Source organism: Luteimonas sp. RC10 (genome assembly GCF_014192745.1).
GTDB lineage: Bacteria > Pseudomonadota > Gammaproteobacteria > Xanthomonadales > Xanthomonadaceae > Luteimonas.
This window is the reverse complement of record NZ_JACHYJ010000002.1, coordinates 571,439-596,987: the sequence shown is the minus strand read 5'-3', so window position 1 is coordinate 596,987 and position 25,549 is coordinate 571,439. Positions and strand designations below refer to the sequence as shown.

The window sequence follows — 25,549 nt, the reverse complement described above, 5'->3', positions numbered from 1 at the left end:
TCAACACCACACCATGGCACGGTCGACGCAAGGCGCGCCATGTGCGGTCACCAGAAACGGGAGGGGAGTACGGTGTACAAGCAAGTCTCGAAGAATGCGTTGTCGCATGCGCTGGGTCTGGCGCTGCTGGGGGTGGTGGGCACGCCGGCACTCGCGCAGGACACGGCACCGGCGAGAGCGTCGGCCACCGATCTCGATGCGGTCGTCGTCCGCGGCTACCGACAGAGTCTGCAGTTCGCGACCGAGGCCAAGCGCGACTCGACCGGCTTCACCGATTCGATCTTCGCCGAGGACATCGGCAAGTTCCCCGACACCAACATCGCCGAATCGTTGAGCCGCATCCCAGGCATCCAGCTCAACCGCGACGTCAACGGCGAGGGGTTGAACATCGCGATCCGCGGCCTGCCCAGCAGCTTCACCAAGACCACGATCAATGGCGCGTCGGTCGCGACCGCGTCGATCGGCCTGGATGCGACCAACCAGAACCGCGAAGTCGATCTCAACATCTTCCCGACCGAGTTCTTCAACCAGCTCACCGTGTACAAGTCGCCGACCGCGCGCCTGACCGAAGGCGGCGCCTCGGGCGTGGTCGACATGCGCAACATGCGTCCGTTCGACGTCAACGGCAGCCAGCTGACCTATTCGCTGCAGGCCGACTACAACGACATCAGCGAGAAGACCAGTCCGCGCGGTACCGTGATCGGCAGCTGGACCAACGAGGACGGGACCTTCGGCGTGCTCGCCGGCGTGACCTCGCAGCGCGGCAAGATCGGCGTCGAGGGCTACGAGACCATCGGCTGGACCAATCCCAACCTGACCAATGCGCAATGCGGCAACGGCGGCGCACCGGCCGGCTTCCCGTCGTTGGGCAGCCCCTGCAACGTGACCGGCGGCAACGGCTGGCGCATCCCCGATGTCGTGCCGGGCAACCGCTCCACGCTCGGTGCCGGGCTGGTGCCCGGCCAGGTGATCGATGCCGCCTGGCTGCAGGCCGCCAATCCCGGCCTGACCCCCGAGCAGATCGGCGAAGCGCTGATCCCGCGGCTGGGTCGGCCGGTGCACATGAGTGGCGACCGCGACCGCGATGCGTTCCTGGGCTCGATGCAGTGGCGCCCGAACGACCAAGTCGAGCTGTATCTGGATGTGCTCTACACCAAGGCCAAGCGGACCAACGACCGCATCGACATCAACCTGATCGGCCGCAACGGCAACATCATCCCGCTGGACATGCAGCTCGATGCCAACAATGTCGTCACCAGCGCCACGTTCGCCAATGCGCAGTTCTTCATGGAGGCGCGGCCCTATACCGAGGACGTGCAGTATTGGCATCTGACGCCCGGCGGCACGTTCTGGTTCGGCGAAGGCCAGGACATCAAGCTCGACGTGCAGGCCAACATGAGCCGCAGCTGGATGTTCCGCGACTCGCCGACGATCGGCTTCAACTCGCCGTTCACGACCTTGCAGTACCGCAACGACGGCAATGTGCCGACCTGGGACGGCGACCTGGACCTCAACGATCCGGATCTGGGCTGGACCTGGACCGGCGGCCGTGTCTGGGCGCAGAACGAGAAGCGGGTCACGCAGACTCGCGGCATCCGCGCCGACCTGCAGTTGGGCGAGGACCGCAACAACGTGAGCTTCGGCGTGTCCTGGGACAACAACCAGCGGCGCATCCAGGGCTTCGGCGACACCGGCACCGATTGGCAGCCCTATGCGCTGTCGCAGATCAGCGACGCGCAGTTGGCGAATTACATCCTGCCCGGACCGACTGGGTTCGTGACGGTGGATTTCGATCGCTTCATGCGCGACACCAATTACGCGCACTACCGTGACCGCGCGCCGGAAGCCGCCGGTCCCAACACCGGGGGCGCCACCGGTGGCTTCGACGAGACCACCAAGGCCGCCTATGTGATGGTCAACGGCGAGTCGGAGATCTGGAACCGCAACCTGCGCTACAACATGGGCGTGCGCTATGCGACCACCGACCAGGAGATCAGCGGACCGGTCACCATCGGCGGGGTGCGCCAGTGGCAGACGCTGACCGGCGACTACGCTGAGTGGCTGCCGTCGTTCAGCGCCGCCTGGGACGTTGCCCAGAACGTCGTGTTGCGCACCTCGGCCTCGCGCACGATGACCCGGCCCAATCCCAGTTCCATGCTGCCGGCGACCACCTTCACCGACATCTCGGCCCAGGTCGCCACCCAGGGCAATCCCAACCTCACGCCGTACACCTCGACCAACTTCGATATCGGCGGCGAGTGGTACACCGGCGGCGAGGGCTTCGTTGGCCTGACGCTGTTCAACAAGCGCATCGAGGGCTACACCTACCAGGGCGCGACCACCAAGCCGTTCCGCGAGTTGGGCATTCCGTTCGACACCCTGGTCGACGCGCAGCAGCAGGCGATCAACTCGCGCGGCGGCCCGGATGTGGCGATGGTCAACGTCAACCAGCAGGTCAACGCCGATGCCGAGCTCGAAGTCCGTGGCTGGGAGGCGATCTGGGTGCAGCCGCTGAGCGTGGTGCTCGAAGGCCTGGGCTTCATGGCCAACTACACCAAGCTCGACATCAAGGCGCTGGGCAACGATGCCAATGCGCTGGCAGGCAATGTCTACGGCGTGGCGCCATCGATGTGGAACGCGACCGCTTACTGGGAGAACGCGGTCGCCTCGGTGCGCCTGTCCTACACCTGGTCGGAGGGCGCGGTGGGCTCGGGGCCGAACCAGCAGGGCATCCCGTTCGCGCAGATCTACGGCGAGGATCGCGGCCAGCTCGACCTGTCGGCCAGCTACACGCTCAAGGGCGTGCGTTCGGAGCCCCAGCTGACCTTCAACGTGCTCAACATCACTGGCGAGGAGCGCCGGTCGTACTTCGCCTATCCCAATGCGGTCAACGACTTCTACGACCCGGGCACCACGTTCACGGTCGGTCTCCGCGGTACGTTCTAAGGGCAGGGTGGGCCCTGCGCGCCGGCGTCATCCTCCCTGACGTCGGTGCGCAGGTGCCTTGGCGACGACGATGCGGGCACCGCGCCGGTGCCGTCAGGGAGCAGTGGGGAACATCGACACAATGAGCAACGCATCGCAGGTCCTCTCGGTCAGGGAGAAGATCGGCTACAGCCTCGGCGATCTGGCCGCGAACCTGATCTTCCAGACGCTGATCACGTACCTCGCATTCTTCTACACCGACGTCTATGCGCTGCCGGCGGCCACGGCGGCGACGATCATCTTCGTCGTCGGCCTGCTGGGCGCGTTCGTGTTCACGCCGATGATCGGCCTGCTGGCCGACCGCACGCGCACGCGCTGGGGCAAGTTCCGGCCGTGGATCCTGTGGACGGCGGTGCCGTTCGGGGCGCTGGCGTTGCTGGCCTTCAGCACGCCGGAACTGGGCGAGCGCGGCAAGGTGGTCTATGCGCTGGTGACCTACACGCTGCTGGTGCTGGTCTATGGCGCCAACAATCTGCCCTATGCCGCGCTCAGCGGCGTGCTGACCGGCAACATGGCCCAGCGCAACAGCCTGTCGGCGTATCGCTTCGTCGCGGTGATGATCGCGCAGTTCGTGATCCAGGTGCTGCTGCTGCCGCTGGTGCTGATTCTGGGCGACGGCGACCGGGTGCGCGGCTTCGAGAGCGTGATGACGCTGTTTGCGATCGTCGGCACGGTGTTCTTCCTGATCACGTTCGCGACCACGCGCGAGCGCATCGTGCCGACACCGGCGCAGTCGTCAGGCGTGCGCCAGGACCTGGTCGACTTGGCCCGCAACCGCCCTTGGCAGGTGATGCTGCTGCTGACGATCCTGGTGTTCGTCGCGCTCGCCCTCAAGGGCGGCATGACCATCTACTACTTCCAGTACTACCTCGACCCCACCGCACTGGCCGGGTTCCTCGAGCGCACGGGCTTCGAGCGCGCGATCGACGGGCTCAACGCGCTGCTGACCGGCGCCGGCATGGCGGGCTTTCTGTGGCCGGAGGACGCGCCGACCTCGGCCTTCAGCCTGTTCAACGCCGGCGGCATCATTTGCATGATCCTGGGCATCGGGCTATCGCGGCCGCTGGCCAATCGCTTCGGCAAGCGCAACGTGTTCGGCGGCGCGCTGACGGTATCGACGCTGTTCCTGCTGGCGTTCTATCTCTATCCGCCCGATGCGATCGGTCTGGTGTTCGGCTCGCAGATCCTGCACGGCTTCTTCTACGGAATCACGATCCCGCTGCTGTGGGCGATGATCGCCGATGTCGCCGACTGGTCGGAGTGGAAGAACGACCGCCGAGCGACCGCGATCATCTTCTCGGCGATGTTGTGCGGCCTGAAGGTCGGCCTGAGCATCGGCGGCGCGCTGGTCGCCGCGGTCCTGGCGCGTTACGGCTATGAGGCCGGCGCAAGTGTTCAACCGGCGGCCGCGATCGACGGCATCCGGCTGGCGGTGAGCGTGTACTGCTCGCTGCCCTTCCTGGCCGGTGTGGCCTTGCTGTTCTTCTACGAGATCGACAAACCGATGGAAACCCGGATCGAACACGAGCTCGGTACGCGTCGTGCGCGTGCTGCTGGAGCTGCGGCATGACCGCGCCCGCCGAGGACGCATCGCCGGCCGGCGCGCTCGCAGCCGATGCAATGCCCGCGCCGGACCTGCAGGCGCTCGCCGAGCGGGCGATCTCGACGCCGCTGGTGACCCACATCCACACCGCCGATCCATCGGCGCACGTGTTCGAGGGCAAGCTCTATATCTATCCCTCGCACGACATCGATGCCGGTGCGCCGTTCGACGATGAGGGCGGGCATTTCGGCATGGAGGACTACCACGTGCTGCGCCAGGACCACCCCGGCGGCGAGGCCGTGGACTGCGGCCGCGCATTGCATGTGCGCGACGTGCCGTGGGCCGCGCGACAGATGTGGGCACCCGACGCGGCCTGCCGAGATGGCCGCTATTACTTCTACTTCCCGGCCAAGCGCGATGACGGCCTGTTCCGCATCGGCGTGGCGGTCGGTGACCGGCCGGAAGGCCCGTTCGTGCCCGATCCCGAACCGATCCCCGGCACGTACTCGATCGATCCGGCGGTGTTCGCCGACGACGACGGCGAGCAGTACCTGTACTTCGGCGGAATCTGGGGCGGGCAACTGCAGAAGTACCGCGACGACGTGTTCGATGCGGGCCACGAGGAACCGAACGGCGCGGCGCCCGCATTGGGCCCGCGCGTGGCGCGGCTGCGCGCCGACATGCGCGGGCTCGCCGAGCCCACGCGCGAGGTGGCGATCCTTGATGCGGACGGCCGGCCGCTGCGCGCCGACGACCATGCGCGCCGCTTCTTCGAAGGCCCGTGGCTGCATCGCCACGGCGGCCACTACTACCTGTCGTACTCGACCGGCAACACACACCTGCTGTGCTACGCGATCGGCGACAGTCCGTACGGGCCCTTCGTTCATCAGGGCGTGCTGCTCGAGCCGGTCGTGGGCTGGACGACGCAACACTCGATCGTCGAGTTCGAAGGACGCTGGTGGCTGTACTACCACGACGCCTTGCGCTCGGGCGGCGTGACCCACCTGCGCGACGTCAAGGTCACCGAATTGCACCACGACGCCCAGGGCCGCATCCGCACGATCGCGCCCTATGGCGGCTGAGATCGACCGGACGCGCGCCCGGAATGATGCGACCGCGCCGCTGCCGCCGGGGCCGGTGCTGCGCATTGGCAAAGGCACGACCGAGGTCGTCGTCGCGCCCGAGGCGGGCGGGCGCATCGCGCAGATCGTGCACGCCGGTGTCGCGCAACTGATCGGCCCCGAGGATGGCTGGCCGGCGACGATCGGCTGGGGCTGCTATCCGATGCTGCCGTGGGTGGGGCGGATTCGCCGCGGCAGGTTCCGCTTCGATGGCCGGGCGTACGCGCTGCCGACGAACTTCGGCGGGCACGCGATTCATGGCGTGGGCTTCGCGTTGCCATGGCGGGTCGAGGTGCAGACGCACGATTCGATGGCATTGTCGCTGGCGCTGCCGGCCGATGCGGAGTGGCCATTCGGCGGGACTGCGGCGCAGCGGATCGAGGTCGTGCCGGGGCGGGTGAGGCTGACGCTGTCGCTCACGGCCGGCGCGCACGCCATGCCGGCCGAGATCGGTTGGCACCCTTGGTTTCGCAAACCCGAACGCGTGGACTTCGCGCCGACGCACGTCTATCCACGCGACGACGACGGCATCGCGACCCGGCCGCTCGCACCTGCATTGCCTGGGCCTTGGGACGACTGTTTTCCGGGTGGCGACGACATCGTGCTGTATCGCGGCGAGCAACGCCTGCGGTTGCGCTCGGACTGCGACCATCGGGTCGTGTACGACGCCGCCCCGCATGCGACCTGTGTAGAACCGCAAAGCGGTCCGCCAGATGCGTTCAATCTCGCACCACGCCGACTGGCGCCCGGCGAACGACTGACGCGGTGGTTCGAGCTGGTGTGGGCGTGATCGTGCGGACTTGCGCCGCCTGTCCGCGTGATCGGATGCATGCGATCGCGGACGCGAGGTCGCGGATACGACGGGCCGCCGCGTCGCGCTGGCCATGCGGCGGCGCGACGCGGCGGCTGCTTCGACTCAGTCCTCGTCGCCGAAACTGCGGCTCGAATGCGCCGGCCGCGTCGTCGGCGCATCGGGCACTTCGCGATCGGGCCCGCCGACCGTGATCGCATCGCCGTGCGGCGGCGTGCTCCGGCCATCGTCGAGCGTGCCCGATGCCGTCCCGGCGGCGGCCTGGCGCTTCTGCCAGGCGTTGTAAGCGAAAGCCCCTGCGGCGCCAAGCGCCAACCATCTCAGCATTCCCATCGTGATCTCCGTGGTGGATTGCGAACGCTGCAAGCGTCGCGGCTGGGCCGTGAGCCGGCCGTGACCTGCGGCCGCACTGTCTGCGGCTGGATCGCAAGCGCTACACTGCATGCCGGCGCCGGCCACAGTCCCGATGCAATGTCCGCAAGACATTGATTCGCTTGATTGTCCCCCGGTGGTCATTGTTCGTCGGGGTGTGCATACTCCAGGTCCCCCCCCCATCCGTCGGCATCCGGTTTCGTGGATCGAATTCCGGGGCTAGCCCCCCTTCGCAGGAGGTGACGGAGATGAAAGCGACAAGGCAGTGGCTGTTGGCGGCGGCATTGGGCGTCTGCGCCGTGGGCAGCGTGCAGGCGCAGACAGGACCCAACCTGAGCCTGGGCGCGAGCGCCGACGGCTCGAGCAAGGGCAGCGGAACGAGCTACGGCAACGCCATCGACGGCGATGCCGGCACGTGGTGGTCGCCCAGCGGCACGACCGGGCGGATCTCGGTCAAGTGGAGTGCCGCGCGGACGGTGGGCGCGGCGGTGATCCGAGAGCCGAGCGGCCAGCAGGGCCGCATCGGCAACTGGCGGCTGGTGAACAACGGCAACGGCCAGGTGCTGGCGACCGGCAGTGGCGCGGGCACGATCGCATTCGCGCCGGTCTCGCTGAGCAAGCTCAACTTCGAGATCCTCAGCGCGAACGGCACGCCCGCCGTCGCGGAGTTCGAGACCTATGCCGACGGCGGCGCCGCCAATCCGCCCGGCACGCCCTGGACGGTGAACCTGTCGGCCAGCGCATCGGGCGCGACCGCGCAACTGACATGGTCGGTCGGTGGCGGGACGCCGACGCGCCAGCAGGTCTATCGCGACGGCGATGCCAATCCCGCAGGGCGCACGCTCGTGGCCGACCACGTGGTCGGCGGCAGCTACGCCGATGCGGGCCTGGCTGCGGGCACGTACTTCTACTGGGTCCGTGTGCTCGACGGCAGCGGCACCGCCTACGAGTCGGCGCCGGTCGCAGTGACCGTCGCGTCGGGTGGCGGCGACGGCGGAGGCGGCGGGCCGGGCAGTGGAATTGCCGCAGCCTGCCGGCAACTGCTGGAGACCCCGTCGATGAACTGGCGGCAGTCGCCGGTGCTGACCACGGACCAGGCGATCGTCCAATGCCTGTCCGAGTCGCTGGGCAAGCCGGTCGGCTTCGGGCATCGCACCACGGGCGGCTATGCGCCGGCCGGCGGCAGCACCTTGGTCGTGGTGACCAAGAGTGGGGCGGTCCCGCCCGAGCAGCAGATCCTCGATGCGATCGGGACCGACACGCCGGCCTGGATCGTCTTCGACAAGGTCGATTTCGCCACGCCGACCGAGATCGGCATGTACCGCAACGGCTGCGAGGACCCGAAGGTGCGCACCGCACTGGGCAATGCCAGCGTCGCCGAGTGTCGCGATCACCGGCTGTGGTGCAGCAATCGGGGCGTGTCGACGGCCGCGTGCGAGGACACCTTCTTCAATGCGCGGCTCAACGATGCCAGCCTCGATGCGCTGAAGCTGCCGATGGTGCGCTCCAACACCACGATCGACGGCCGCGGCGCGAACGCGCGCTTCATCTTCAGCGGCTTCAAGATCGGCGCCGACAGCAGTGGCAGTCCGACCCACAGCACGCGCAACGTGATCGTCACCAACAACCGCTTCGTTGGCGTTGGCCATACCGAGGACCATAATCTCGACCCGGACATGGTGCGCTCGACCGGCGCCTCGCACGACATCTGGATCCACCAGAACACCTTCGAGAACACCGGCGACTCGGCCTACGACGTCAAGGTCGGCGCGTACGACATCACCGTGTCGTTCAACCGGCTGCACAACGTCAAGCGCGCCGCGCTGCACGGCTCGAGCGACAGTCACACGATCGACGCGCAGATCACCAGCACCGTGCACAACAATCTGTACGTGACCACAGACGACGTGTTCGGCGACAGCGCCTACAACGGCCTGCGCCGCGTGCCGCTGTTGCGGCGCGGGCAATCGCACATGTTCAACAACGTCTTCTACGGCTACCGCAAGGACGTGCTGAGTGTGCGCGTGGGCGGACGCCTGGCGTTCGAGGACAACCTGCTGCTCAACAACGGCGTCAACAGCAAGGGCGACGACCTCGACGACTGGATCGCCGTGCTGCTGCGCGACGTCCGCGATACGTCGGGATTGCGCGTGGCGGGCAGCGTGGTCCGCTACTCGGATGCCAATTGCCAGGCGCACGGGGTGCCCGGGGACCTGACGCGTTCGGTCGGTTCGGTGCCGGACATGCTGGCGCTCTACGACGCGCGCTCGCTCGAGTTGTTCGAGGACAACTGGCTGCCGGCCGACATGGATCTGGCGCGCTATGTGTTCGCGACCGCGGGCAAGGGCGGGCTGACGCCGTACGTGTCGCCTGCGACGCCGGGGTTCGCCGCGATCGTCGCCGCAGCGCCGGCTGGGTGCCAGTAGGCGTGCGCTTGAAAGGCCGGCCCGCGTGACCCGATCGCGGGCAGACGGTAGCCGAGGGATTGAGGGGCTGCCCGGGCGCGGGTGTCCCGGGCAGGCCCGTGCCCCCACCCGGCCCGCGGGTGCGAGCCGACCTCCCCCGCGGGGCGGGGGAGGTGGTGCATCGCCCGCGCAGGGCGGGGAGCATCGACCGCTGGGCGGGGAGGCGCCGCGTGGCGGGCTTTGCTCGCGACGCGGTGCGGTTTCAGTCGTCGCCCTGATTCAGCGCCTGGTGGCCCGTGTCGGTCAGCATCGCCAGGGTCCGCGCGCCGTCGTCGACGGTGCGGACCCAGCCCAGGCCTTGTGTGCCGCCGATCGTGTCCTCGCCCAGGTAGGCGAGCATGCGCAGCAGCACACTCATGCGCAGGCCCAGGCGCTTGCACAGCCGCGGCAGCGAGACCCCATCTGGGGCGTCGGCAAGCGCGTGCAGCAGCGCTTCGAGCAGGGCGGTGTCAGCGGACAACGGCGGCGGGGATGTCGCGCTGACGTGGGGCCGCGGCCTCGGTGTCGGGCACGTGCGGCGTCACGATCACCGGCACCGACTTCGACGTCGGCGTCCGCGATTCGTCGGCATAGCTCGACAACGGCACCAGCGGGTTGGTCTCGGGATAGTAGGCGGCCAGGCACCCACGCGGGATGGCGTACTCGACCAGCAGGAAGCGCTTGGCCTGCCGGCGCACGCCGTCCTCGCTCAGGCTTTCCAGATCCACCCAGTCGCCGGCGCGCATGCCGAGCGCGGCGATGTCCTCGGCCGCGATGAACAGCACGCGGCGCTCGCCGAACACGCCGCGGTAGCGGTCGTCCAGCCCGTAGACGGTGGTGTTGTACTGGTCGTGCGAGCGCGTGGTCGCCAGCGTGAACACCGGCCGGTCGCCGTGCATGCGGCGTGCGCGGTGAATCGGATTGTCGGTCGGCACCCGGGCCGGCACGAAATTGGCCTTGCCGGTCTCGGTGAGCCAGCGGCGGTCGCGCGCGGTGTTCGACAACCGGAAGCCGCCGGGCACGCGGACCCGGGTATTGAAATCGTGGAAATCGTTGAAGGTGCGGGCGATCAGGTCGCGGATGCGGTCGTAGTCCTCGATCAGCGCGAGCCACGGCACCCGGCTGCGCTCACCGAGCGTGGCATGGGCCAGATGAGCGACGATCGCCGGTTCCGACAGCAGGGTGTCGGAGGCCGGCGGATTGATGCCCGACGACAGGTGCACCATGCTCATCGAGTCCTCGACGGTCACGCCCTGGGCGCCGCGGGCCTGGATGTCGATCTCGGTCCGGCCCAGACACGGCAGGATCAGCGCCTCGCGGCCGTGGGTGAGGTGGGTGCGGTTGAGCTTGGTGGTGACGTTGACGGTGAGCGCGCAGTTGCGCAGGCCACGGGCGGTGGCTTCGGTGTCGGGGGTCGCGATCGCGAAATTTCCGCCCATGCCGAAGAACACCTTCGCGCGGCCGTCGATCATCGCCTCGATCGCGCCGACGGTGTCGTAGCCGTCCTCGCGCGGCGGCTCGAAGCCGAACACGTCGCGCAGCCGGTCCAGGAAGGCGGCCGGCGGCTTTTCGTAGATCATCATCGTGCGGTCGCCCTGCACGTTGCTGTGGCCGCGCACCGGGCAGGCGCCGGCTCCGGGGCGGCCGAGGTTGCCGCGCAGCAACAGCAGGTTGGTCAGCATGTTGATCGTCGCCACCGAATGCTTGTGCTGGGTGATGCCCATGCCCCAGCACGCGATGACCCGTTCGGACTTCAGGTAGAGCTCGCCGGCGCGGCGGATCTGCGCCTCGTCGAGGCCCGATTCCTCGACGATGATCTCCCAGGGTTCGGCCAGCACGTCGGCGGCGAACGCGTCGAAGCCGGACGTGTGTTCGGCGATGAAGGCCTGGTCGAGCAACGAGTCGCCGCCCTGGCCGGTGACTTCGACGTCGCGCTCGAGCACGTGCTTGATCATGCCCTTGATCGCTGCCAGATCGCCGCCGATCTTGAGCTGGAAGTAGTCCGACGAGATCTGCGTCGAGCCATTGGTCAGCATCGCGACCTTGTCCTGCGGGTCGGCGAAGCGTTCCAGGCCGCGCTCGCGCAGCGGGTTGAAGGAGGCGATCGCGCAGCCGCGACGTGCCGCTTCGCGCAGTTCGCCGAGCATGCGCGGATGGTTGGTGCCGGGGTTCTGGCCGAAGATGAAGATCGCATCGGCGAGCTCGAAGTCGTGCAGCGACACCGTGCCCTTGCCCACGCCGATCTGCTTCTTGAGCGCAGTGCCCGACGATTCATGGCACATGTTCGAGCAGTCGGGGAAGTTGTTGGTGCCGTACTCGCGCACGAACAGCTGATAGAGGAACGCCGCCTCGTTGGAGGTGCGCCCGGAGGTGTAGAAGATCGCCTCATCGGGCGAGGGCAGGGCGTTGAGGTGGCGGGCGATCAGCGCGAAGGCCTCGTCCCAGCGCACTGGCACGTAATGGTCGCAGGCCGCGTCGTAGCGCATCGGCGTGGTCAGCCGGCCCTGGCCCTCGAGCCAGTGATCGCTGTAGCCGCGCAGTTCGGCGACGCTGTAGCGTGCGAACAGTTCGGGCCCGGCGCGGAACTTGGTGGCCTCGGCGGCGACGGCCTTGGCGCCGTTCTCGCAGAATTCGAATGTCGAGGTGTGGTCGCGATCGGGCCAGGCACAGCCGGGGCAGTCGAAGCCGTCGGGCTGGTTGGCGCGCAGCAGCGTCTTGGCGCCGTCGACCGCGATGTTCTGGTCCATCAGCGTCTTGGCGACGCTCTTGAGCGCGCCCCAGCCGCCAGCGGGGGCGTCGTACTTGCGGATCGGATGCTTGCTCATGGCGTGGAACTCCTGCCGGGGCGCGGGGCTGCGGGCGGCGACGGGGCCGATTCGGGCAGCAGCCGCTGCGCGTGGGTGTACACAGCGTGCCCGTCGTCGCGGGCGAAGCCGATCAAGGTGAGGTGGGCGCGCTGGGCGAGCGAGATCGCCAGCGCGGTGGGGGCGGAGATCGCGGCCATCAGGGCGATGCCTGCGCTGGCGGCCTTCATCGCCATTTCGTAGCTGGCCCGGCTGGTGACGATCAGAAAGCCCGCGTCCAGCGCGTGCCCGGTGTCGGACAGCGCGCCAATCAGCTTGTCGAGTGCGTTGTGCCGGCCGATGTCTTCGCGCACCAGCAGCAGACTGCCGTCGGTCGCGGCCCAACCGGCGGCATGGGTGGCGCCGGTCAGTGCGTTGATCGACTGGCTGCCGCGCAACTGCTGCAGTGCGCGTTGCAGGGCGGGCACCTCGATACGGACATCGGCCGCGACCGGCGGGGGCACGCGCAGCGCGGCTTCCAGCAGTTCGCTGCCGCACACGCCGCAGCCGCTGCGCCCGCTCATGCTACGCCGGCGTGCGGCCAGCGCCTCGGCACGCGCGTCGGGAATGCGCAGGCGGATCTCGATGCCTTCGAGCAGGTGCTCGATGCGTTCGATCGCGACATCGCCCGGATGCTCGACGATGCCCTCGCTCAGCGCGAAGCCGCGTGCGAAATCCTCGAGGTCGGCCGGCGTAGCCATCATCACCGCGAAGGGCGCGTCGTTATAGACGAACGCCACCGGCACTTCCTCGGCGATGGCGTCGTCGAGCCGGTGGCCCGCACCGCCGCGCCAGCGTTCGACCGAACGCAGCACGGCGCCTTGGGGCAGATCGGGATCGGGGGTGGGAGCCTGGGTCATGGCGATGACGATAGCGGCGGGCCCGTGAGCGCCCGCCCGCGAGGTCAGGAGAACAGCACCAACGCCTTCTCCAGCGTCTTCCAGATGCCGAAGGCGAGCGGGATGCCGACGGCCGCCCAGCAGAACGCCACCAGCAGCGGGTTGCCGCCCGAGCCGATGCGGTCCATGTCGTCCTGGGAGAGCAGCGACTTGCCGCTGGCGTCGACCTTCTCGTGCGCCAGTTGCTTTTCGTGCGCGAGTTCCTCGGGCGTCATGAAGTACTTCGCGTTCACCGGGCGCACCAGCAGGTTGCACACCAGGCCCAGCGCCAGCATGCCGGCCAGGATGTACATCGTGGTGTTGTAGACCTGCGAGGGCGGCATGCCCAGGCCCAGCTGGTACTCGCGCATGTAGCCGATGACCAGCGGGCCGAGGATGCCGGCCGCCGCCCACGCGGTGAGCAGGCGGCCGTGGATCGCGCCCACGTGCTGGGTCCCGAACAGATCGGCCAGATATGCTGGCACGGTGGCGAAACCGCCGCCGTACATCGACAGGATCACGCAGAACGCGATGACGAACAGCGCGATCGAACCCGCATTGCCGAGCGTGGGCGCGGCGGCGTACAGCGCGATGCCGAGCACGAAGAAAATCGAGTAGGTGAGCTTGCGGCCGAACTTGTCGGACATCGACGCCCAGAAGAACCGGCCGACGATGTTGGCCAGGCTCAGCATGCCGACGAAGCCGGCGGCGATCGCGGCGATCGCCGAGAGCTGCTCGGCGCTGAGGTCGCCAAAGCCCGCATCGACCCCGATCAGGCGACCGCCAAACATCTCCTGCAGCATCGGCGAGGCCAGGCCCAGCACGCCGATACCGGCCGAGACGTTGAGGCACAGCACCGCCCACACCAGCCAGAACTGCGGAATGCCCCAGACCTTTTTCACGTGCACATGGCCCTGGGTGATCATCGCGTTGTTGGACGCCGGCGGCGGGGTCCAGCCCTTGGGCTTCCAGCCGGTCGGCGGCACGCGGTAACCGAAGGCGCCGGCCATCATGAAGGCGAAGTAGACCACCGCCATGACCAGGAAGGTCTCCTTGACGCCGACCGAGGTCGGGGTCGAGAAGTGGCGCATCAGCATGTCGGCCAGCGGGCTGCCGATCAGCGCGCCGCCACCGAAGCCCATGATCGCCATGCCGGTCGCCATGCCGCGGCGATCGGGGAACCACTTGATCAGCGTCGACACCGGCGAGATGTAGCCCAGCCCCAGGCCGATGCCGCCGATCACGCCCGAGCCCAACCACAGCATCCAGATCTGATGCAGATGGACGCCCAGCGCGGAGATCAGCAGGCCGCCGCACCAGCACAGCGCGGCCACGAAGCCGGCCTTGCGCGGGCCGACGCGTTCGAGCCAGCCGCCCCAGATCGCGGCCGAGCAGCCCAGCAGCACGAAGAACAGCGTGTACATCCACTGCAGCTCGCTGATCTGCCAGTCACAGCTGGCAGAGGTGATGCGCGCGAAGAAGCCCATCTCCGGCCCGCACGCGACCGGTGCAGTGATACCGACGGCCATCGACAGCGGCAGCCAGAACACGCTGAAGCCGTAGGCCATGCCGATGCACAGGTGGATCGCCAGCGCAGCCGGCGGGACCAGCCAACGGTTGAAGCCGGCCTTGGCGATGATGCGCTCCTTCGACAGCAGGCCGCCCGAAGGGGCGGCGGCAGGAAGCGGAACTGCGGTGCTGTTGGCCATGGATCCTCCCGAATCGATCAGCCGGATGCGGCGCTGCAGCCAAATATGCTGTTCAATGCATATTGGCTGCGACAAAGTGTCGCAACGGTATCCGCATCTGGACTATCGGAAAAGCGCCATTGGTCTAATAATCGGCTTTCAAGAGCCTATTTGAGCTGCCACGCAGGAGAGGCGTCGCGATGTACAAGGTGCGTATCCAACCGCAGTGGACCCTCGAGAACAGCGATGGCGTGGGCCTGTCCTCGCAGTTGGTCGACCTGTTGTTGGCCGTGCGAGCGACCGGCTCGCTCGCCGCGGCGGCGCGTCAGACCGGGGTGTCCTACCGGTACGCCTGGGGGCGGTTGCAGGATGCGCAGGCGGTGTTCGGGCAGCCGCTGCTGCGCATGAGCCGGGGCCGGGGGGCCTCGCTGACGGCGATCGGCGAGCGCCTGGTCTGGGCCGACAGCCGGATCGCCGCGCGCCTGTCGCCATTGCTCGACAGTCTGGCGACGGAACTGGAGGCCGAGCTCGAGCGCACGGTAGGCGCGCATGCGCGACCGCTGCGCGTGCACGCCTCCCATGGCTTTGGCGTGGAGACGCTGCGCCGCGCGATGGCGGCATCGGACGTGGCGCTGGACCTCAAGTACCGCAGCCCCGACGACGCGCTGACCGCACTACGCACTGGCGCCTGCGACATCGCCGGCCTGCACTTGCCGATCGGCACGCTCGAAGCGCCCTTGTTCGCGCACTACCGCCCGCGCCTCGACCTCGATGCCGATCGCGTGATCCACCTGGCCGTGCGCCGGCAGGGACTGGTGCTGGCGGCCGGCAACCCGCTGGGCGTGGGCACGCTGCAGGACCTGGAGCGGCCCGACATCCGCGTGATCCACCGCCAGCCCGGCTCCGGCACGAGGCTGCTGTTCGAGACGATGCTGGCCGACCACGGCATCGCCTTCGACCGCATCCGGGCCTGCGACGTCGAGGAACTGACCCATGCCGCCGTCGCCGCATACGTTGCCAGTGGCCTGGCCGATGTCGGTTTCGCGCTCGAGCCACCGGCGCGGCGCTACGGACTCGACTTCCACCCGCTGGTCACCGAGCACTACTTCTTCCTGTGCCACAACGACGTGCTCGAGTCCGGCCGCCTGCGCGGACTGCTGGCCCTGCTGCGCAGCGACGGCTTCCGCCACGAACTCGGCCTGCTGCCTGGCTACGACCCCAGCCGCTGCGGCCAGGTGCAGACCCTGCCCGAGGCCTTCGCCGCCGCCCGCCCCTGAACACCGGGGTCAGAGTCCATTTTCGAAGGATCGAGCAGCACGTCGATCCTGCCTTTGGCGGGTCTAGAAACAAGGTCAGCGTGCAGTTCTGCGTGGGTGACTGGGCGTCGACCCATGCCCTGGGAATTGCACGCTGACCCCGGTTTTTTGCGGTTACTGGATGTCTTCGTTGAGCATCAGCTGGCGCGCGAAGCGGACCGGCGGTGCACCCTGGGCGAGCATGTCGTCGTGGTACTGCTTGAGGTTGAACGCCTCGCCACGCGCGGCCTCGGCGGCCTTGCGGGCGTCGAAGTGCTCCTGCGCGCCGACGAAGTAGGTCGCCAGCTGGGTCGACGACAGCTGCGCGCGCGTCCACTTGCCCTCGGCCTCGCTCTGCTGCTGGAACGTCTGGCGCACCATCAGATCCAGCGCCTGCTCCTTGGTCCAGTTGTCGACATGGATGCCCTGGTCGAGGATCGCATTGGCGACTGCGCGCGCATAGAACTTGAGCTGCATCAGCCGGAACAGCGGATCGCCGTCGGCGTAGCCGGCATCGGCCATCATCCGCTCGGTGTATACCGCCCAGCCTTCGGCGAACGGACCGGAGCGGAACACCGCGCGCAGCGTGGAGGGGTGATTCACCGAATGCGCGCCTTCCAGGTAATGGCCTGGCATCGCTTCGTGGATTGTCAGCACATGCAGCATGTGCTTGTTGTACTCGCGCAGGAACGAGTCGACCTGGGCGTCGGTCCAGTCGTCGGGAATCGGCGAGATCGCGTAGTAGGTGTCCAGCCCCTTGTCGAGCGGGCCGGGCGAATCGCAGTACGCCGCCGCGACGCCGCGCTGGAACTCCGGCATCAGGATGATCTTGACCGGATCGTTGGGTACGGTGACCAGGTCGTGCTTGCGGACGAAATCGGTGGCCACGTCCAGCGTGTGACGGGCGTACTCGACCACCTCATCGCGGCCGGGGCGATCGGCATAGGCGACTTCCATCGCCGCTTCGATCGCCGCCTGGCGCTGGTCCTCGGTCGGCTGGGCCGGCGTCTCGGGCGCACCGTCGCGGCCTTCGAGCACCGTCTGCGCGACGGTGTACATCTCGTCGCGGATGCGGGTCAGCTCGGCCTCGGCACGCTGGCGGATGTCCTGACGCGAGAGCGAGGAATTGAGCGCGAACTTGAGCTTCTGGTCGTACTTCTCCGCGCCGATGCGGAACTCGCCCTTGGCATTGGGCACCAGCGTGCCGTCGAGCCAGGCCTGGTGTTCCTCGACCGCGGCGCGCAGCGTTTCGACCGCCGCGTCCAGACGCGCGCGGTCCTGCCCCTGCAACTGGTCGGCGTTGGGCGTGATGAACGTTTCGATCAGCGCCAGAACGCCCTTGTTCTGCGCCGCGACCGTGCGTGCGTGGGTCGGCGGCACGCGCGCCGGATCCAGGTTCTCGCGCGCCTGCGCGAGGATCGTCGGGATCTTCTCCATGCGCTGCGTCGCCGACTTCAGGCGCTCGGGCATCGGCGCGAACTCGCGTGCCATCAATCCGTAGATCGCACCGCCGGCCAGCCCGCTGTAGGTCTGCGGATCCCAGGCCCAGCTCTGCATGACCTCGGTATCCCAGATGCCGTACTCGAGCTGGTTGCGCAGGATCAGCGCGTCGACGCGGTTCTCGCGCGAGAGCTTGTCGAAGTCGATCGCGCCAAGCTCAGCCAGGTAGCGGCGGTTGAAGTCCAGGCCCGCCTGCCGGCCGGCTGCCGACAGGTCGTCGACCTCGGCATCGAAGCGGTGGTCGCCGATCTGCGTGGCCGACACCGGCGACAGCGCCATCACCTCGTCGAGGTAGCGCTTCGACAGTTCGGCAAATGCCGCGTCGGCGGGCGAGGGTGCCGTGGCAGCTGCGCCGTCCTGCGCGTTGGCGGGGGCGCTCGGCGCCTCCCGGTTGCAGCCGGCAAGGGCGGCGGTGAGCACAGCAACGGCGAGCAGAGAACGACGCATGCGACAACTTCCAGGCGTGGGGACAGCCCGCAAGCATAGAGGCGCCGCCGCCACGCTGCATGTGCCGATCGTGTCGGCTCGACCCACCACCCCAAAACCGGGGTCAGAGTGCATTTTGCTGCGGTATTCACAGTGGCCGCGCAGTTGCAAAAAAAGCACTCTGACCCCGGTTTTGGTTTGGATTTGACGCGTTGGTGCAGGGCGCAGAAGAATCGAGGGCTGTGCGGCCATCGCCGCGGGGAGAGTGGAATGCGGCGTCGCGACTTCATGGCCCTGGGTGGGATCGGGCTGGGTAGCCTGCTGTTGCCAGGCGGGATCGGCCGGGCGATCGCGGCCGAGGAATTGGTCAGCACGCTCGACCCTGCCGTCAAAAAGCGGCTCGCCGACGTCGGCCTGCAGGCCGCGCGCGATGGCGGCGCCGGCTACTGCGATGTGCGCATCGGCCGGTATCTGCGCCAGTACGTGATGACCCGCGAGACGCAGGTGGAGAACGTCGTCAACGAGGAATCCACCGGCGTGGGCATCCGTGTGCTCGCCGATGGTGCCTGGGGCTTCGCGGCGACCAATGCCCTCGATCCCGACAGCGTCGCTGCGGCCGCGCGTCAGGCGGTGGGAATCGCGAAGGCCAACGCGCGCATCCAGGCGACGCCCGTGCAACTGGCACCGGTCGCGGGCGTGGGCGAGGTCGCCTGGCGCACGCCGATCGCCCGCAACGGCATGGCCGTTCCGGTCGAGGACAAGGTCGCGCTACTGCTCGACGTCAATGCCGCCGCGATCGCCGCCGGTGCCGATTTCGTCGGCTCGCGGCTGTTCCTGGTCAACGAACAGAAGTACTTCGCCAGCACCGACGGCTCCTACATCGACCAGGACGTGCACCGGATCTGGGCGCCATTCACGGTGACCGCGATCGACAAGGTCAGCGGCAAGTTCCGCACGCGCGACGGTCTGTCGGCGCCGATGGGGCTGGGCTACGAGTACCTCACGCCGGACCCCGCGCAGCGTTTCGATCTGCCTGGTGGCGTGGTCGCCTATGGCCGCGCCTACGACATGCGCGAGGACGCGGTGGCCGCTGCCCGGCAGGCCCGCGAGAAGCTGCGCGCGCCCTCGGTCCAACCCGGTCGTTACGACCTCGTGCTCGATCCGTCGAACCTGTTTCTGACCATCCACGAGAACGTCGGCCACCCGCTCGAGCTCGACCGCGTGCTCGGCTATGAGGCCAACTATGCCGGCACCAGCTTCGCCACCCTCGACAAACGCGACGCCGGCTACCGCTGGGGCAGCGAGATCGTGAACTTCGTCGCCGACAAGACCCAGCCCGGCAGCCTGGGCGCGGTCGGCTACGACGACGAAGGCGTGCGCTGCAAGCAATGGGACCTGGTCAAGGACGGCATCCTGGTCGACTACCAGGCCACGCGCGACCAGGCGCATCTGCTGGGCAAGGCCGAATCCGATGGCTGCAGCTATGCCGACGCCTGGTCCAGCGTGCAGTTCCAGCGCATGCCCAACGTCTCGCTGTCGCCGGGCCGGTCGCCGCTGACGGTGCGCGAGATGATCGCCGGCGTCGAGCGTGGCCTCTACATCCATGGCCGCGGCTCGTATTCGATCGACCAGCAACGCTACAACGCCCAGTTCGGCGGCCAGCTGTACTACGAGATCCGCGATGGCGAGATCGCCGGCATGGTCGAGGACGCCGCCTATCAGATCCGCACGCCGGAGTTCTGGAACGCCTGCAGCGCGATCTGCGATGCGCGCGACTATCGCCTGGGCGGTTCGTTCTTCGACGGCAAGGGCCAGCCCGGCCAGGCCTCGGCGGTGTCGCACGGCGCGGCGACCGCCCGCTTCGACGGCATCAATGTGATCAACACCGCGCGCTCGCTGTAGCGGCGAGCGCGCGCGTGGGGGCGAAGCGCGGTGGCCTCGCCCCGACGCCGGGCCGCTACAGCGACTGGCAGATCGCCAGCGCGGTCTCGCCGAACGACGGCGGTGGCTGCTGCGCCATCGCGTGCGCGAGCGTCTCGACATGGCGGACGCGGTCGGCACCGGCCGGGTGATCGCCACTGGCGTGTTCGTCGAAGATGCCGGTCTGCCGCCAGGCTCGCACGCTGGTCAGGACCTCCGGCCAACTGTGCCCGACCCGGGTCAGCAGGTAGGCGGAGGCGAGATCGGCGATGACTTCGGTGGCCGGTCCGCTGATGCCGTGCAGGCCGATGTCGGCGAGGATGCGTTCGCTCATGCCGTGCCCGGCCTCGTGGGCGAGTGCGAACTTGATCGCGACCTCGTCGTCCAGGCCGAGCAGGCCCTGGCTGGCCTCGATGCCGTAGCCGCCGGTCGCCGGCGCCAGGTTGCCATTGGGCTGGGCGCCCGGCACTTCGATCACGATCGGCACCATCGCCTCGCCGAATACCGTCGGCCTCTCGCCGTCGTAGAACAGCTCGGCACTCGCGTCGAGCAGGGCGGCGACGGCCGCGCTCGCCTGGGTCGGGGTCAGTGGCATTGCAGTCTCTCCTGGGGCGGATGCATCCGGTTGCGGATGCGGGACGCGCAGGGTCGCCGCGGCCGCGCGTCAGCGGCATCGGTCATGTGCCGGGTTCGGCCGGCACGATCGCCGAGTCGGCGATGCACCCAATCCGACTCCAATGGCGGGCCTGTGCCATTCGTCACTGGACGGGGCGGGGCGCGGCATGTCATCAATCCGGACGGCGCGTAGGGGACGCGTCGCCATTCATCGCCACGTCCGCGCGCGCCGCGGACCTTCGCTTTTCGGGAGAGCTGCTGTGCATAGACGCGATTTCCTCGCCCTCGCTGGTGTCGGCGCGGGCGGCCTGTTGCTGCCCGCCGTCTTCGGCAAGGTGATTGCCGCCGAGCAACTGCTGTCCGCGCTCGATGTCGGCTTCAAGAAGCGGTTGGCCGATGCCGGCCTGAATGCGGCGACCGCCGCAGGCGCGAGCTATTGCGACGTGCGCGTGGGCCGGTATCTGCGCCAGTTCGTGATGACCCGCGAGGACAAGGTCCAGAACGTGGTCAGCACCGAATCGACCGGTGTCGGCGTGCGTGTCGTCGCCGGCGGGGCCTGGGGCTTTGCGGCGACCAACACGCTGACCGAGCAGGGCGTGGCCGAGGCCGCGCGCCAGGCGGTCGCGATCGCGCAGGCCAACGCCAAGGTGCAGACTGCGCCAGTGCAGCTGGCGCCGGTCAAGGGCGTGGGCGAGGTCGCCTGGCGCACGCCGATCGCGCGCAACGGCATGGAGGTGCCGGTCAAGGACAAGGTGGACCTGCTGCTGGGCGTCAACGCCGCGGCGCTGTCGGCCGGCGCCAGCTTCGTGAACTCCACGCTGTTCCTGGTCAACGAGCAGAAGTATTTCGCCAGCACTGACGGGTCCTACATCGACCAGGACGTGCACCGGATCTGGGCGCCGATGACGGTGACCGCGATCGACAAGGCCAGCGGCAAGTTCCGCACACGCGAGGGCCTGTCGGCGCCGATGGGCATGGGCTTTGAGTACCTCGACGGCGCAGCCGCGGGCAAGGTCGTCTCGCCCAACGGCGTGGTCAACTACAGCACCTCTTACGACATGCGCGAGGACGCGATCGCCGCGGCCCGTCAGGCGCAGGAGAAGCTGCGCGCGCCGTCGGTCAAGCCGGGTCGTTACGACCTCGTGCTCGATCCTTCGCACACCTGGTTGACCATCCACGAGTCGATCGGCCACCCGCTCGAACTCGACCGCGTGCTCGGCTACGAGGCCAACTATGCCGGCACCAGCTTCGCCACGCTCGACAAGCGCGAACAGCGTTTCCAGTACGGCAGCGACCAGGTGACCGTGTTCGCCGACAAGACCCAGCCCGGCAGCCTGGGGGCAGTGGCCTTCGACGATGAAGGCGTGGCGACCAAGCGCTGGAACCTGATCGACGCCGGCAAGCTGGTCGACTACCAGGCCACGCGCGACCAGGCGCACATCCTGGGCAAGACCGAGTCCGACGGCTGCAGCTACGCCGACGCCTGGTCGAGCGTGCAGTTCCAGCGCATGCCCAACGTCTCGTTGGCCGCCGGCCGCACGCCGCTGAGCGTGGAGCAGATGATCGGCGATGTGGAGAACGGCATCTATATCGTCGGCGACGGCTCGTTCTCGATCGACCAGCAGCGCTACAACGCCCAGTTCGGCGGCCAGCTGTTCTACGAGATCCGCAACGGCAAGATCGCCGGCATGATCGAGGACGTCGCCTATCAGATCCGCACGCCGGAGTTCTGGAACGCCTGCGTCGCGGTCTGCGACGAGCGCGATTACCGCCTCGGCGGTTCGTTCTTCGACGGCAAGGGCCAGCCCAGCCAGGTCTCGGCGGTCTCGCACGGCTCGGCCACCGCCCGCTTCAACGGCATCAACGTCATCAACACCGCGCGTTCGCTCGGCTAAGGAGTCCCGACCATGACCATCTTCACCGAAGCCCAGGCCCGCGAACTGCTCGAGAAGACCGTCGCGCTGTCGACCGCGGACGAGTGCACCGCCACGCTGTCGGGCTCGATCGACGGCAACATCCGCTTCGCGCTCAACAACGTGTCCACCAGCGGCCTCGTCAGCAATGCCGAACTCAGCGTGCAGGTCGCGTTCGGCAAGCGCGTGGGCACGGCCAGCATCAATGCCTTCGACGATGCCTCGCTGCGCAACGTGGTCAAGCGCGCCGAAGACCTCGCCCGATTGGCGCCCGAGAACCCCGAATTCCTGCCGGCGATCGGCAAGCAGGACTACCGCGCCAGCCCGACATTCAGCGAGTCGACCGCGGCGATCACCCCCGAGTTCCGCGCCCAGGTCGCGGCCGATTCGATCGCCCCGTGCCGGGCCGAGCAACTGGTGGCCGCCGGCTTCCTCGACGATGGCCGCAGCTTCGTCGCCTTCGCCAACAGCAACGGCAACTTCGGCTACCAGCAGGCGACCAACTTCAATTACACCTGCACCGTGCGCACCGAGGACGGCCGCGGCTCGGGCTGGGTCGGACGCAACCTCAAGGACGCCAGCGCGTTCGACGCTGGTCGCGATGTGCGCGTGGCGATGCGCAAGGCCAGCGAGTCGGCGCAGGCCCAGGCGCTGGAGCCAGGCAAGTACACCGTGATCCTGGAGCCGGCCGCGGCCGCCGGGCTGATCTCGTTCATGATGCGCTACTTCGATGCGCGCACCGCCGACGAGGGGCGCAGCTTCCTGTCCAAGCGCGGCGGCGGCAACAAGCTCGGCGAACAGGTCTACGACCCGCGCGTCAACATCATCGCCGACCCCTGGCACCCGGAGGCGCCGGTGCTGCCGTGGGACAACGACGGTCTGCCGCGCGAGAAGATGGCGATCATCGAGAACGGCAAGGTCGCCAACCTCGACTACTCGCGCTTCTGGGCGCAGCAGCAGGGCAAGCGCGCGGTCGGCCGGCCGGGCAACCTGCTGATGTCGGGCGGCGACAAGTCGACCGCCGACCTGATCGCCGGCACCGACCGCGGCATCCTGGTCACCCGCACCTGGTACATCCGCATGGTCGATCCGCAGACCGTGCTGCTGACCGGGTTGACCCGCGACGGCACGTTCTACATCGAGAACGGCGAGATCAAGTACCCGCTGAAGAACTTCCGCTTCAACGAGTCGCCGGTGATCATGCTCAACAACATCGACGAGCTCGGCCGGCCGGTGCGTGTGGGCGGCGACGAATCGTCGATGGTGATGATGCTGCCGCCGATGCGCTTGCGCGATTTCACCTTCACCTCGCTGTCGGATGCGGTCTGAGGCGTTCGCATCGCGGGTGATGACGATGTCCGGGCGGCGCTCGTCGCCCGGGCAGGGCAGGTCACAGGCCTCGTCCTTGGCCGCCCGGGTCGGGACACGCGGGTCGGTGCGATGAACCGACGCCACGCACTGCGGTGGCTGCTGGGTGCGGCGGCCGGGCTGGCCTTGCCACCGGTGCTGGCGCAATCGGCGCGTTACGATTTCTGGTTCACCCGGCTGCGCTACGAGTCGGGCGACTGGGATGTCGATGCGCGGATGCCGTCCAATGTGATCACCTCGCTGATCGACTACACCGATCTGCGCGTCGATCCGACCGAGCATGTGGTCGCGCTGTCGGACCCGAAGATGCTCGCCGCGCCGTTCTGCTATCTCGCCGGGCATCGCCTGGTCGAGTTCAGTCCGGCCGAGCGGCGCAACTTCGAGCGCTATGTGCGCGGCGGCGGCTTCGTGTTCGTCGACGACTGCAACCACGACATCGACGGCCTGTTCGCCAAGTCGTTCGAGGCGCAGATGGCCGCGATCTTCGGCGGATCGGCGATGCGCAAACTGCCGAACTCGCATGCGCTGTATCACAGCTTCTTCCGCTTCCCCGATGGTCCGCCGGCGACCGGCTTCGAGCTCAACGGCTGGGGCGATGATCTGGTGCACGATTACCTCAAGGGCATCGAGATCGACGGCCGGCTGGCGGTGCTCTACAGCAACAAGGACTACGGCTGCGAATGGGACTACGACTGGCGCAACAAGCGCTTCCTGGCGCAGGACAACACCAAGTTCGCGGTCAACATCGTGATGTACGCACTGACCGCATGACCCCCGCTTTTGCAGGATCCGTCGCATGACCGCCATCGTCCCCACCGAGTCCGATCTGCAGGCGCGTCTGGCGCAGCTCGATGCATTGCGCGCTGCGATCGCGCGCGCCGTCGTCGGCCAGGCCGAAGTCGTCGAGCAGTTGCTGGTCGCGCTGCTTGCCGGCGGGCACGTGCTGCTCGAAGGGGTGCCGGGGCTGGGCAAGACGCTGCTGGTGCGCACGCTCGGCCAGGCGCTCGACCTCGACTTCCGCCGCGTGCAGTTCACGCCCGACCTGATGCCCAGCGACCTGCTGGGCACCGAACTGCTCGAAGAAGACCACGGCACCGGGCGACGGCACTTCCGCTTCCAGGAGGGGCCGGTGTTCACTCAGTTGCTGCTGGCCGACGAGCTCAACCGCACGCCGCCCAAGACCCAGGCCGCGCTGCTCGAAGCGATGGCTGAGCGCACCGTCAGCCATGCCGGCGTGACCCGCGCGCTGCCGCAGCCGTTCTTCGTGCTGGCCACGCAGAATCCGATCGAGCAGGCCGGCACCTATCCGCTGCCCGAGGCGCAACTCGATCGCTTCCTGCTGCATGTCGCGCTCGGCTATCCGGATGCCGACGAGGAGCAGGCGATCCTCGCGCGCACGACCGGGGCGGCCGAGGCCGAGGTGCCGCGGGTCATGGACGCCGCTGCGGTGCTGGCGCTGCAGGCATTGGTGCGCCAGGTGCATCTGGGCGACGACCTGCTGGCCTGGATCGCCGCGCTGGTGCGCGCGACCCGGCCGGGCGAGGGCGTCCCCGAGATCGTGCGCGAGTACGTGCGCTGGGGCGCCGGGCCGCGCGCCGGACAGTCGCTGGTGCTCGCGGCCAAGGCGCGCGCGTTGCTGCACGGCCGGCTCGCGGCGACGCGTGAGGATGTCGTCGCGCTGATTGCGCCGGTGCTGCGCCACCGGCTGGTGCTGTCGTTCGCGGCGGAGGCCGCGCAGATCGACGCCGATGCGGTGGTCGCCGGCCTGCTGCGCGCGCTGCCGGCACCGGACCGCTGAGCGCAGCGTGGTGGCCGCGAGCCCGGCAA

The 25,549-nt window shown here is 68.3% G+C and carries 18 protein-coding genes; 11 read left to right on the top strand and 7 right to left on the bottom strand.

Going from position 1 to position 25,549, the window contains the following annotated elements; genetic code table 11:
• Positions 1-39: 39 nt before the first annotated feature.
• From FHW73_RS06490 to FHW73_RS06475, 4 genes are all read left to right on the top strand, one after another.
• Positions 40-2,946, top strand: coding sequence for a TonB-dependent receptor (locus FHW73_RS06490; protein ID WP_183425880.1), 2,907 nt, complete (start codon positions 40-42; stop codon positions 2,944-2,946).
• Between the two features lie 121 nt (positions 2,947-3,067).
• Positions 3,068-4,555, top strand: coding sequence for an MFS transporter (locus tag FHW73_RS06485; RefSeq protein ID WP_183425879.1), 1,488 nt, complete (start codon positions 3,068-3,070; stop codon positions 4,553-4,555).
• 50 nt (positions 4,556-4,605) lie between these two features.
• Positions 4,606-5,610: a glycoside hydrolase family 43 protein gene (locus FHW73_RS06480; RefSeq protein WP_183425997.1), complete on the top strand. Its 1,005-nt coding sequence runs from the start codon at positions 4,606-4,608 to the stop codon at positions 5,608-5,610.
• On the top strand, positions 5,600-6,439 hold the full coding sequence (locus FHW73_RS06475) for an aldose epimerase (protein ID WP_183425878.1): 840 nt from the start codon (positions 5,600-5,602) through the stop codon (positions 6,437-6,439). The genes FHW73_RS06480 and FHW73_RS06475 overlap by 11 nt, the downstream gene beginning before the upstream one ends.
• A gap of 126 nt (positions 6,440-6,565) precedes the next feature.
• Here the strand turns inward: FHW73_RS06475 and FHW73_RS06470 are convergent, their stop codons facing one another.
• On the bottom strand, positions 6,566-6,793 hold the full coding sequence (locus FHW73_RS06470; RefSeq protein ID WP_183425877.1) for a hypothetical protein: 228 nt from the start codon (positions 6,791-6,793) through the stop codon (positions 6,566-6,568).
• Between the two features lie 287 nt (positions 6,794-7,080).
• Here FHW73_RS06470 and FHW73_RS17345 point away from each other — a divergent pair, with 287 nt between their 5' ends.
• Positions 7,081-9,258, top strand: a complete 2,178-nt coding sequence (locus FHW73_RS17345) for a hypothetical protein (protein ID WP_221187435.1) — start codon at positions 7,081-7,083, stop codon at positions 9,256-9,258.
• 241 nt (positions 9,259-9,499) lie between these two features.
• On the opposite strand, the gene FHW73_RS06460 is transcribed toward FHW73_RS17345, so the two are convergent.
• Genes FHW73_RS06460 through FHW73_RS06445 form a run of 4 tightly spaced genes read right to left on the bottom strand, consistent with a single transcriptional unit; the run spans position 9,500 to position 14,706 of the window.
• Entirely contained in the window at positions 9,500-9,757 is a 258-nt protein-coding gene (locus tag FHW73_RS06460) for a hypothetical protein (RefSeq protein ID WP_183425876.1), read from the bottom strand.
• Entirely contained in the window at positions 9,747-12,101 is a 2,355-nt protein-coding gene (locus tag FHW73_RS06455; protein WP_183425875.1) for an FdhF/YdeP family oxidoreductase, read from the bottom strand. Before FHW73_RS06455 ends, FHW73_RS06460 begins: the two co-directional genes overlap by 11 nt.
• Positions 12,098-12,979: a formate dehydrogenase accessory sulfurtransferase FdhD gene (gene fdhD, locus FHW73_RS06450; protein WP_183425874.1), complete on the bottom strand. Its 882-nt coding sequence runs from the start codon at positions 12,977-12,979 to the stop codon at positions 12,098-12,100. The genes FHW73_RS06455 and fdhD overlap by 4 nt, the downstream gene beginning before the upstream one ends.
• A 44-nt stretch (positions 12,980-13,023) precedes the next feature.
• Complete coding sequence (locus FHW73_RS06445) at positions 13,024-14,706, bottom strand: OFA family MFS transporter (protein ID WP_183425873.1); 1,683 nt, start codon at positions 14,704-14,706, stop codon at positions 13,024-13,026.
• Positions 14,707-14,885: 179 nt separating this feature from the next.
• Between FHW73_RS06445 and FHW73_RS06440 the strand changes: the two genes are divergently transcribed.
• Complete coding sequence (locus FHW73_RS06440) at positions 14,886-15,962, top strand: substrate-binding domain-containing protein (protein ID WP_183425872.1); 1,077 nt, start codon at positions 14,886-14,888, stop codon at positions 15,960-15,962.
• Between the two features lie 153 nt (positions 15,963-16,115).
• On the opposite strand, the gene FHW73_RS06435 is transcribed toward FHW73_RS06440, so the two are convergent.
• Positions 16,116-17,927 carry a DUF885 domain-containing protein gene (locus tag FHW73_RS06435; protein ID WP_183425871.1) on the bottom strand — a complete coding sequence of 604 codons (1,812 nt, stop codon included), beginning with the start codon at positions 17,925-17,927 and terminating at the stop codon, positions 16,116-16,118.
• Positions 17,928-18,176: 249 nt separating this feature from the next.
• Here FHW73_RS06435 and FHW73_RS06430 point away from each other — a divergent pair, with 249 nt between their 5' ends.
• Entirely contained in the window at positions 18,177-19,808 is a 1,632-nt protein-coding gene (locus FHW73_RS06430; protein WP_183425870.1) for a TldD/PmbA family protein, read from the top strand.
• 55 nt (positions 19,809-19,863) lie between these two features.
• On the opposite strand, the gene FHW73_RS06425 is transcribed toward FHW73_RS06430, so the two are convergent.
• A complete protein-coding gene (locus FHW73_RS06425) occupies positions 19,864-20,421 on the bottom strand; it encodes a hypothetical protein (protein WP_183425869.1) in 558 nt (185 codons plus the stop codon).
• Between the two features lie 280 nt (positions 20,422-20,701).
• Between FHW73_RS06425 and FHW73_RS06420 the strand changes: the two genes are divergently transcribed.
• The 4 genes from FHW73_RS06420 (at position 20,702) to FHW73_RS06405 (ending at position 25,520) form a co-directional block, all read left to right on the top strand.
• Complete coding sequence (locus FHW73_RS06420; protein ID WP_183425868.1) at positions 20,702-22,336, top strand: TldD/PmbA family protein; 1,635 nt, start codon at positions 20,702-20,704, stop codon at positions 22,334-22,336.
• A gap of 12 nt (positions 22,337-22,348) precedes the next feature.
• A complete protein-coding gene (locus FHW73_RS06415; protein ID WP_183425867.1) occupies positions 22,349-23,683 on the top strand; it encodes a TldD/PmbA family protein in 1,335 nt (444 codons plus the stop codon).
• A 111-nt stretch (positions 23,684-23,794) separates the two neighbouring features.
• The gene (locus FHW73_RS06410; protein ID WP_183425866.1) at positions 23,795-24,493 is read left to right on the top strand and encodes a DUF4159 domain-containing protein; all 699 of its coding nucleotides are present in this window, start codon (positions 23,795-23,797) and stop codon (positions 24,491-24,493) included.
• Positions 24,494-24,518: 25 nt separating this feature from the next.
• Positions 24,519-25,520: a MoxR family ATPase gene (locus tag FHW73_RS06405; RefSeq protein ID WP_183425865.1), complete on the top strand. Its 1,002-nt coding sequence runs from the start codon at positions 24,519-24,521 to the stop codon at positions 25,518-25,520.
• Positions 25,521-25,549: the final 29 nt, after the last annotated feature.

Bases quoted from the DNA above. Each gene is read 5' to 3' on its own strand.
- FHW73_RS06490 (WP_183425880.1), top strand. From the start codon at position 40: ATGTGCGGTCACCAGAAACGGGAGGGGAGTACGGTGTACAAGCAAGTC.
- FHW73_RS06485 (WP_183425879.1), top strand. From the start codon at position 3,068: ATGAGCAACGCATCGCAGGTCCTCTCGGTCAGGGAGAAGATCGGCTAC.
- FHW73_RS06480 (WP_183425997.1), top strand. From the start codon at position 4,606: ATGCCCGCGCCGGACCTGCAGGCGCTCGCCGAGCGGGCGATCTCGACG.
- FHW73_RS06475 (WP_183425878.1), top strand. From the start codon at position 5,600: ATGGCGGCTGAGATCGACCGGACGCGCGCCCGGAATGATGCGACCGCG.
- FHW73_RS06470 (WP_183425877.1), bottom strand. From the start codon at position 6,793: ATGGGAATGCTGAGATGGTTGGCGCTTGGCGCCGCAGGGGCTTTCGCT.
- FHW73_RS17345 (WP_221187435.1), top strand. From the start codon at position 7,081: ATGAAAGCGACAAGGCAGTGGCTGTTGGCGGCGGCATTGGGCGTCTGC.
- FHW73_RS06455 (WP_183425875.1), bottom strand. From the start codon at position 12,101: ATGAGCAAGCATCCGATCCGCAAGTACGACGCCCCCGCTGGCGGCTGG.
- fdhD (WP_183425874.1), bottom strand. From the start codon at position 12,979: ATGACCCAGGCTCCCACCCCCGATCCCGATCTGCCCCAAGGCGCCGTG.
- FHW73_RS06445 (WP_183425873.1), bottom strand. From the start codon at position 14,706: ATGGCCAACAGCACCGCAGTTCCGCTTCCTGCCGCCGCCCCTTCGGGC.
- FHW73_RS06440 (WP_183425872.1), top strand. From the start codon at position 14,886: ATGTACAAGGTGCGTATCCAACCGCAGTGGACCCTCGAGAACAGCGAT.
- FHW73_RS06435 (WP_183425871.1), bottom strand. From the start codon at position 17,927: ATGCGTCGTTCTCTGCTCGCCGTTGCTGTGCTCACCGCCGCCCTTGCC.
- FHW73_RS06430 (WP_183425870.1), top strand. From the start codon at position 18,177: ATGCGGCGTCGCGACTTCATGGCCCTGGGTGGGATCGGGCTGGGTAGC.
- FHW73_RS06425 (WP_183425869.1), bottom strand. From the start codon at position 20,421: ATGCCACTGACCCCGACCCAGGCGAGCGCGGCCGTCGCCGCCCTGCTC.
- FHW73_RS06415 (WP_183425867.1), top strand. From the start codon at position 22,349: ATGACCATCTTCACCGAAGCCCAGGCCCGCGAACTGCTCGAGAAGACC.
- FHW73_RS06410 (WP_183425866.1), top strand. From the start codon at position 23,795: ATGAACCGACGCCACGCACTGCGGTGGCTGCTGGGTGCGGCGGCCGGG.
- FHW73_RS06405 (WP_183425865.1), top strand. From the start codon at position 24,519: ATGACCGCCATCGTCCCCACCGAGTCCGATCTGCAGGCGCGTCTGGCG.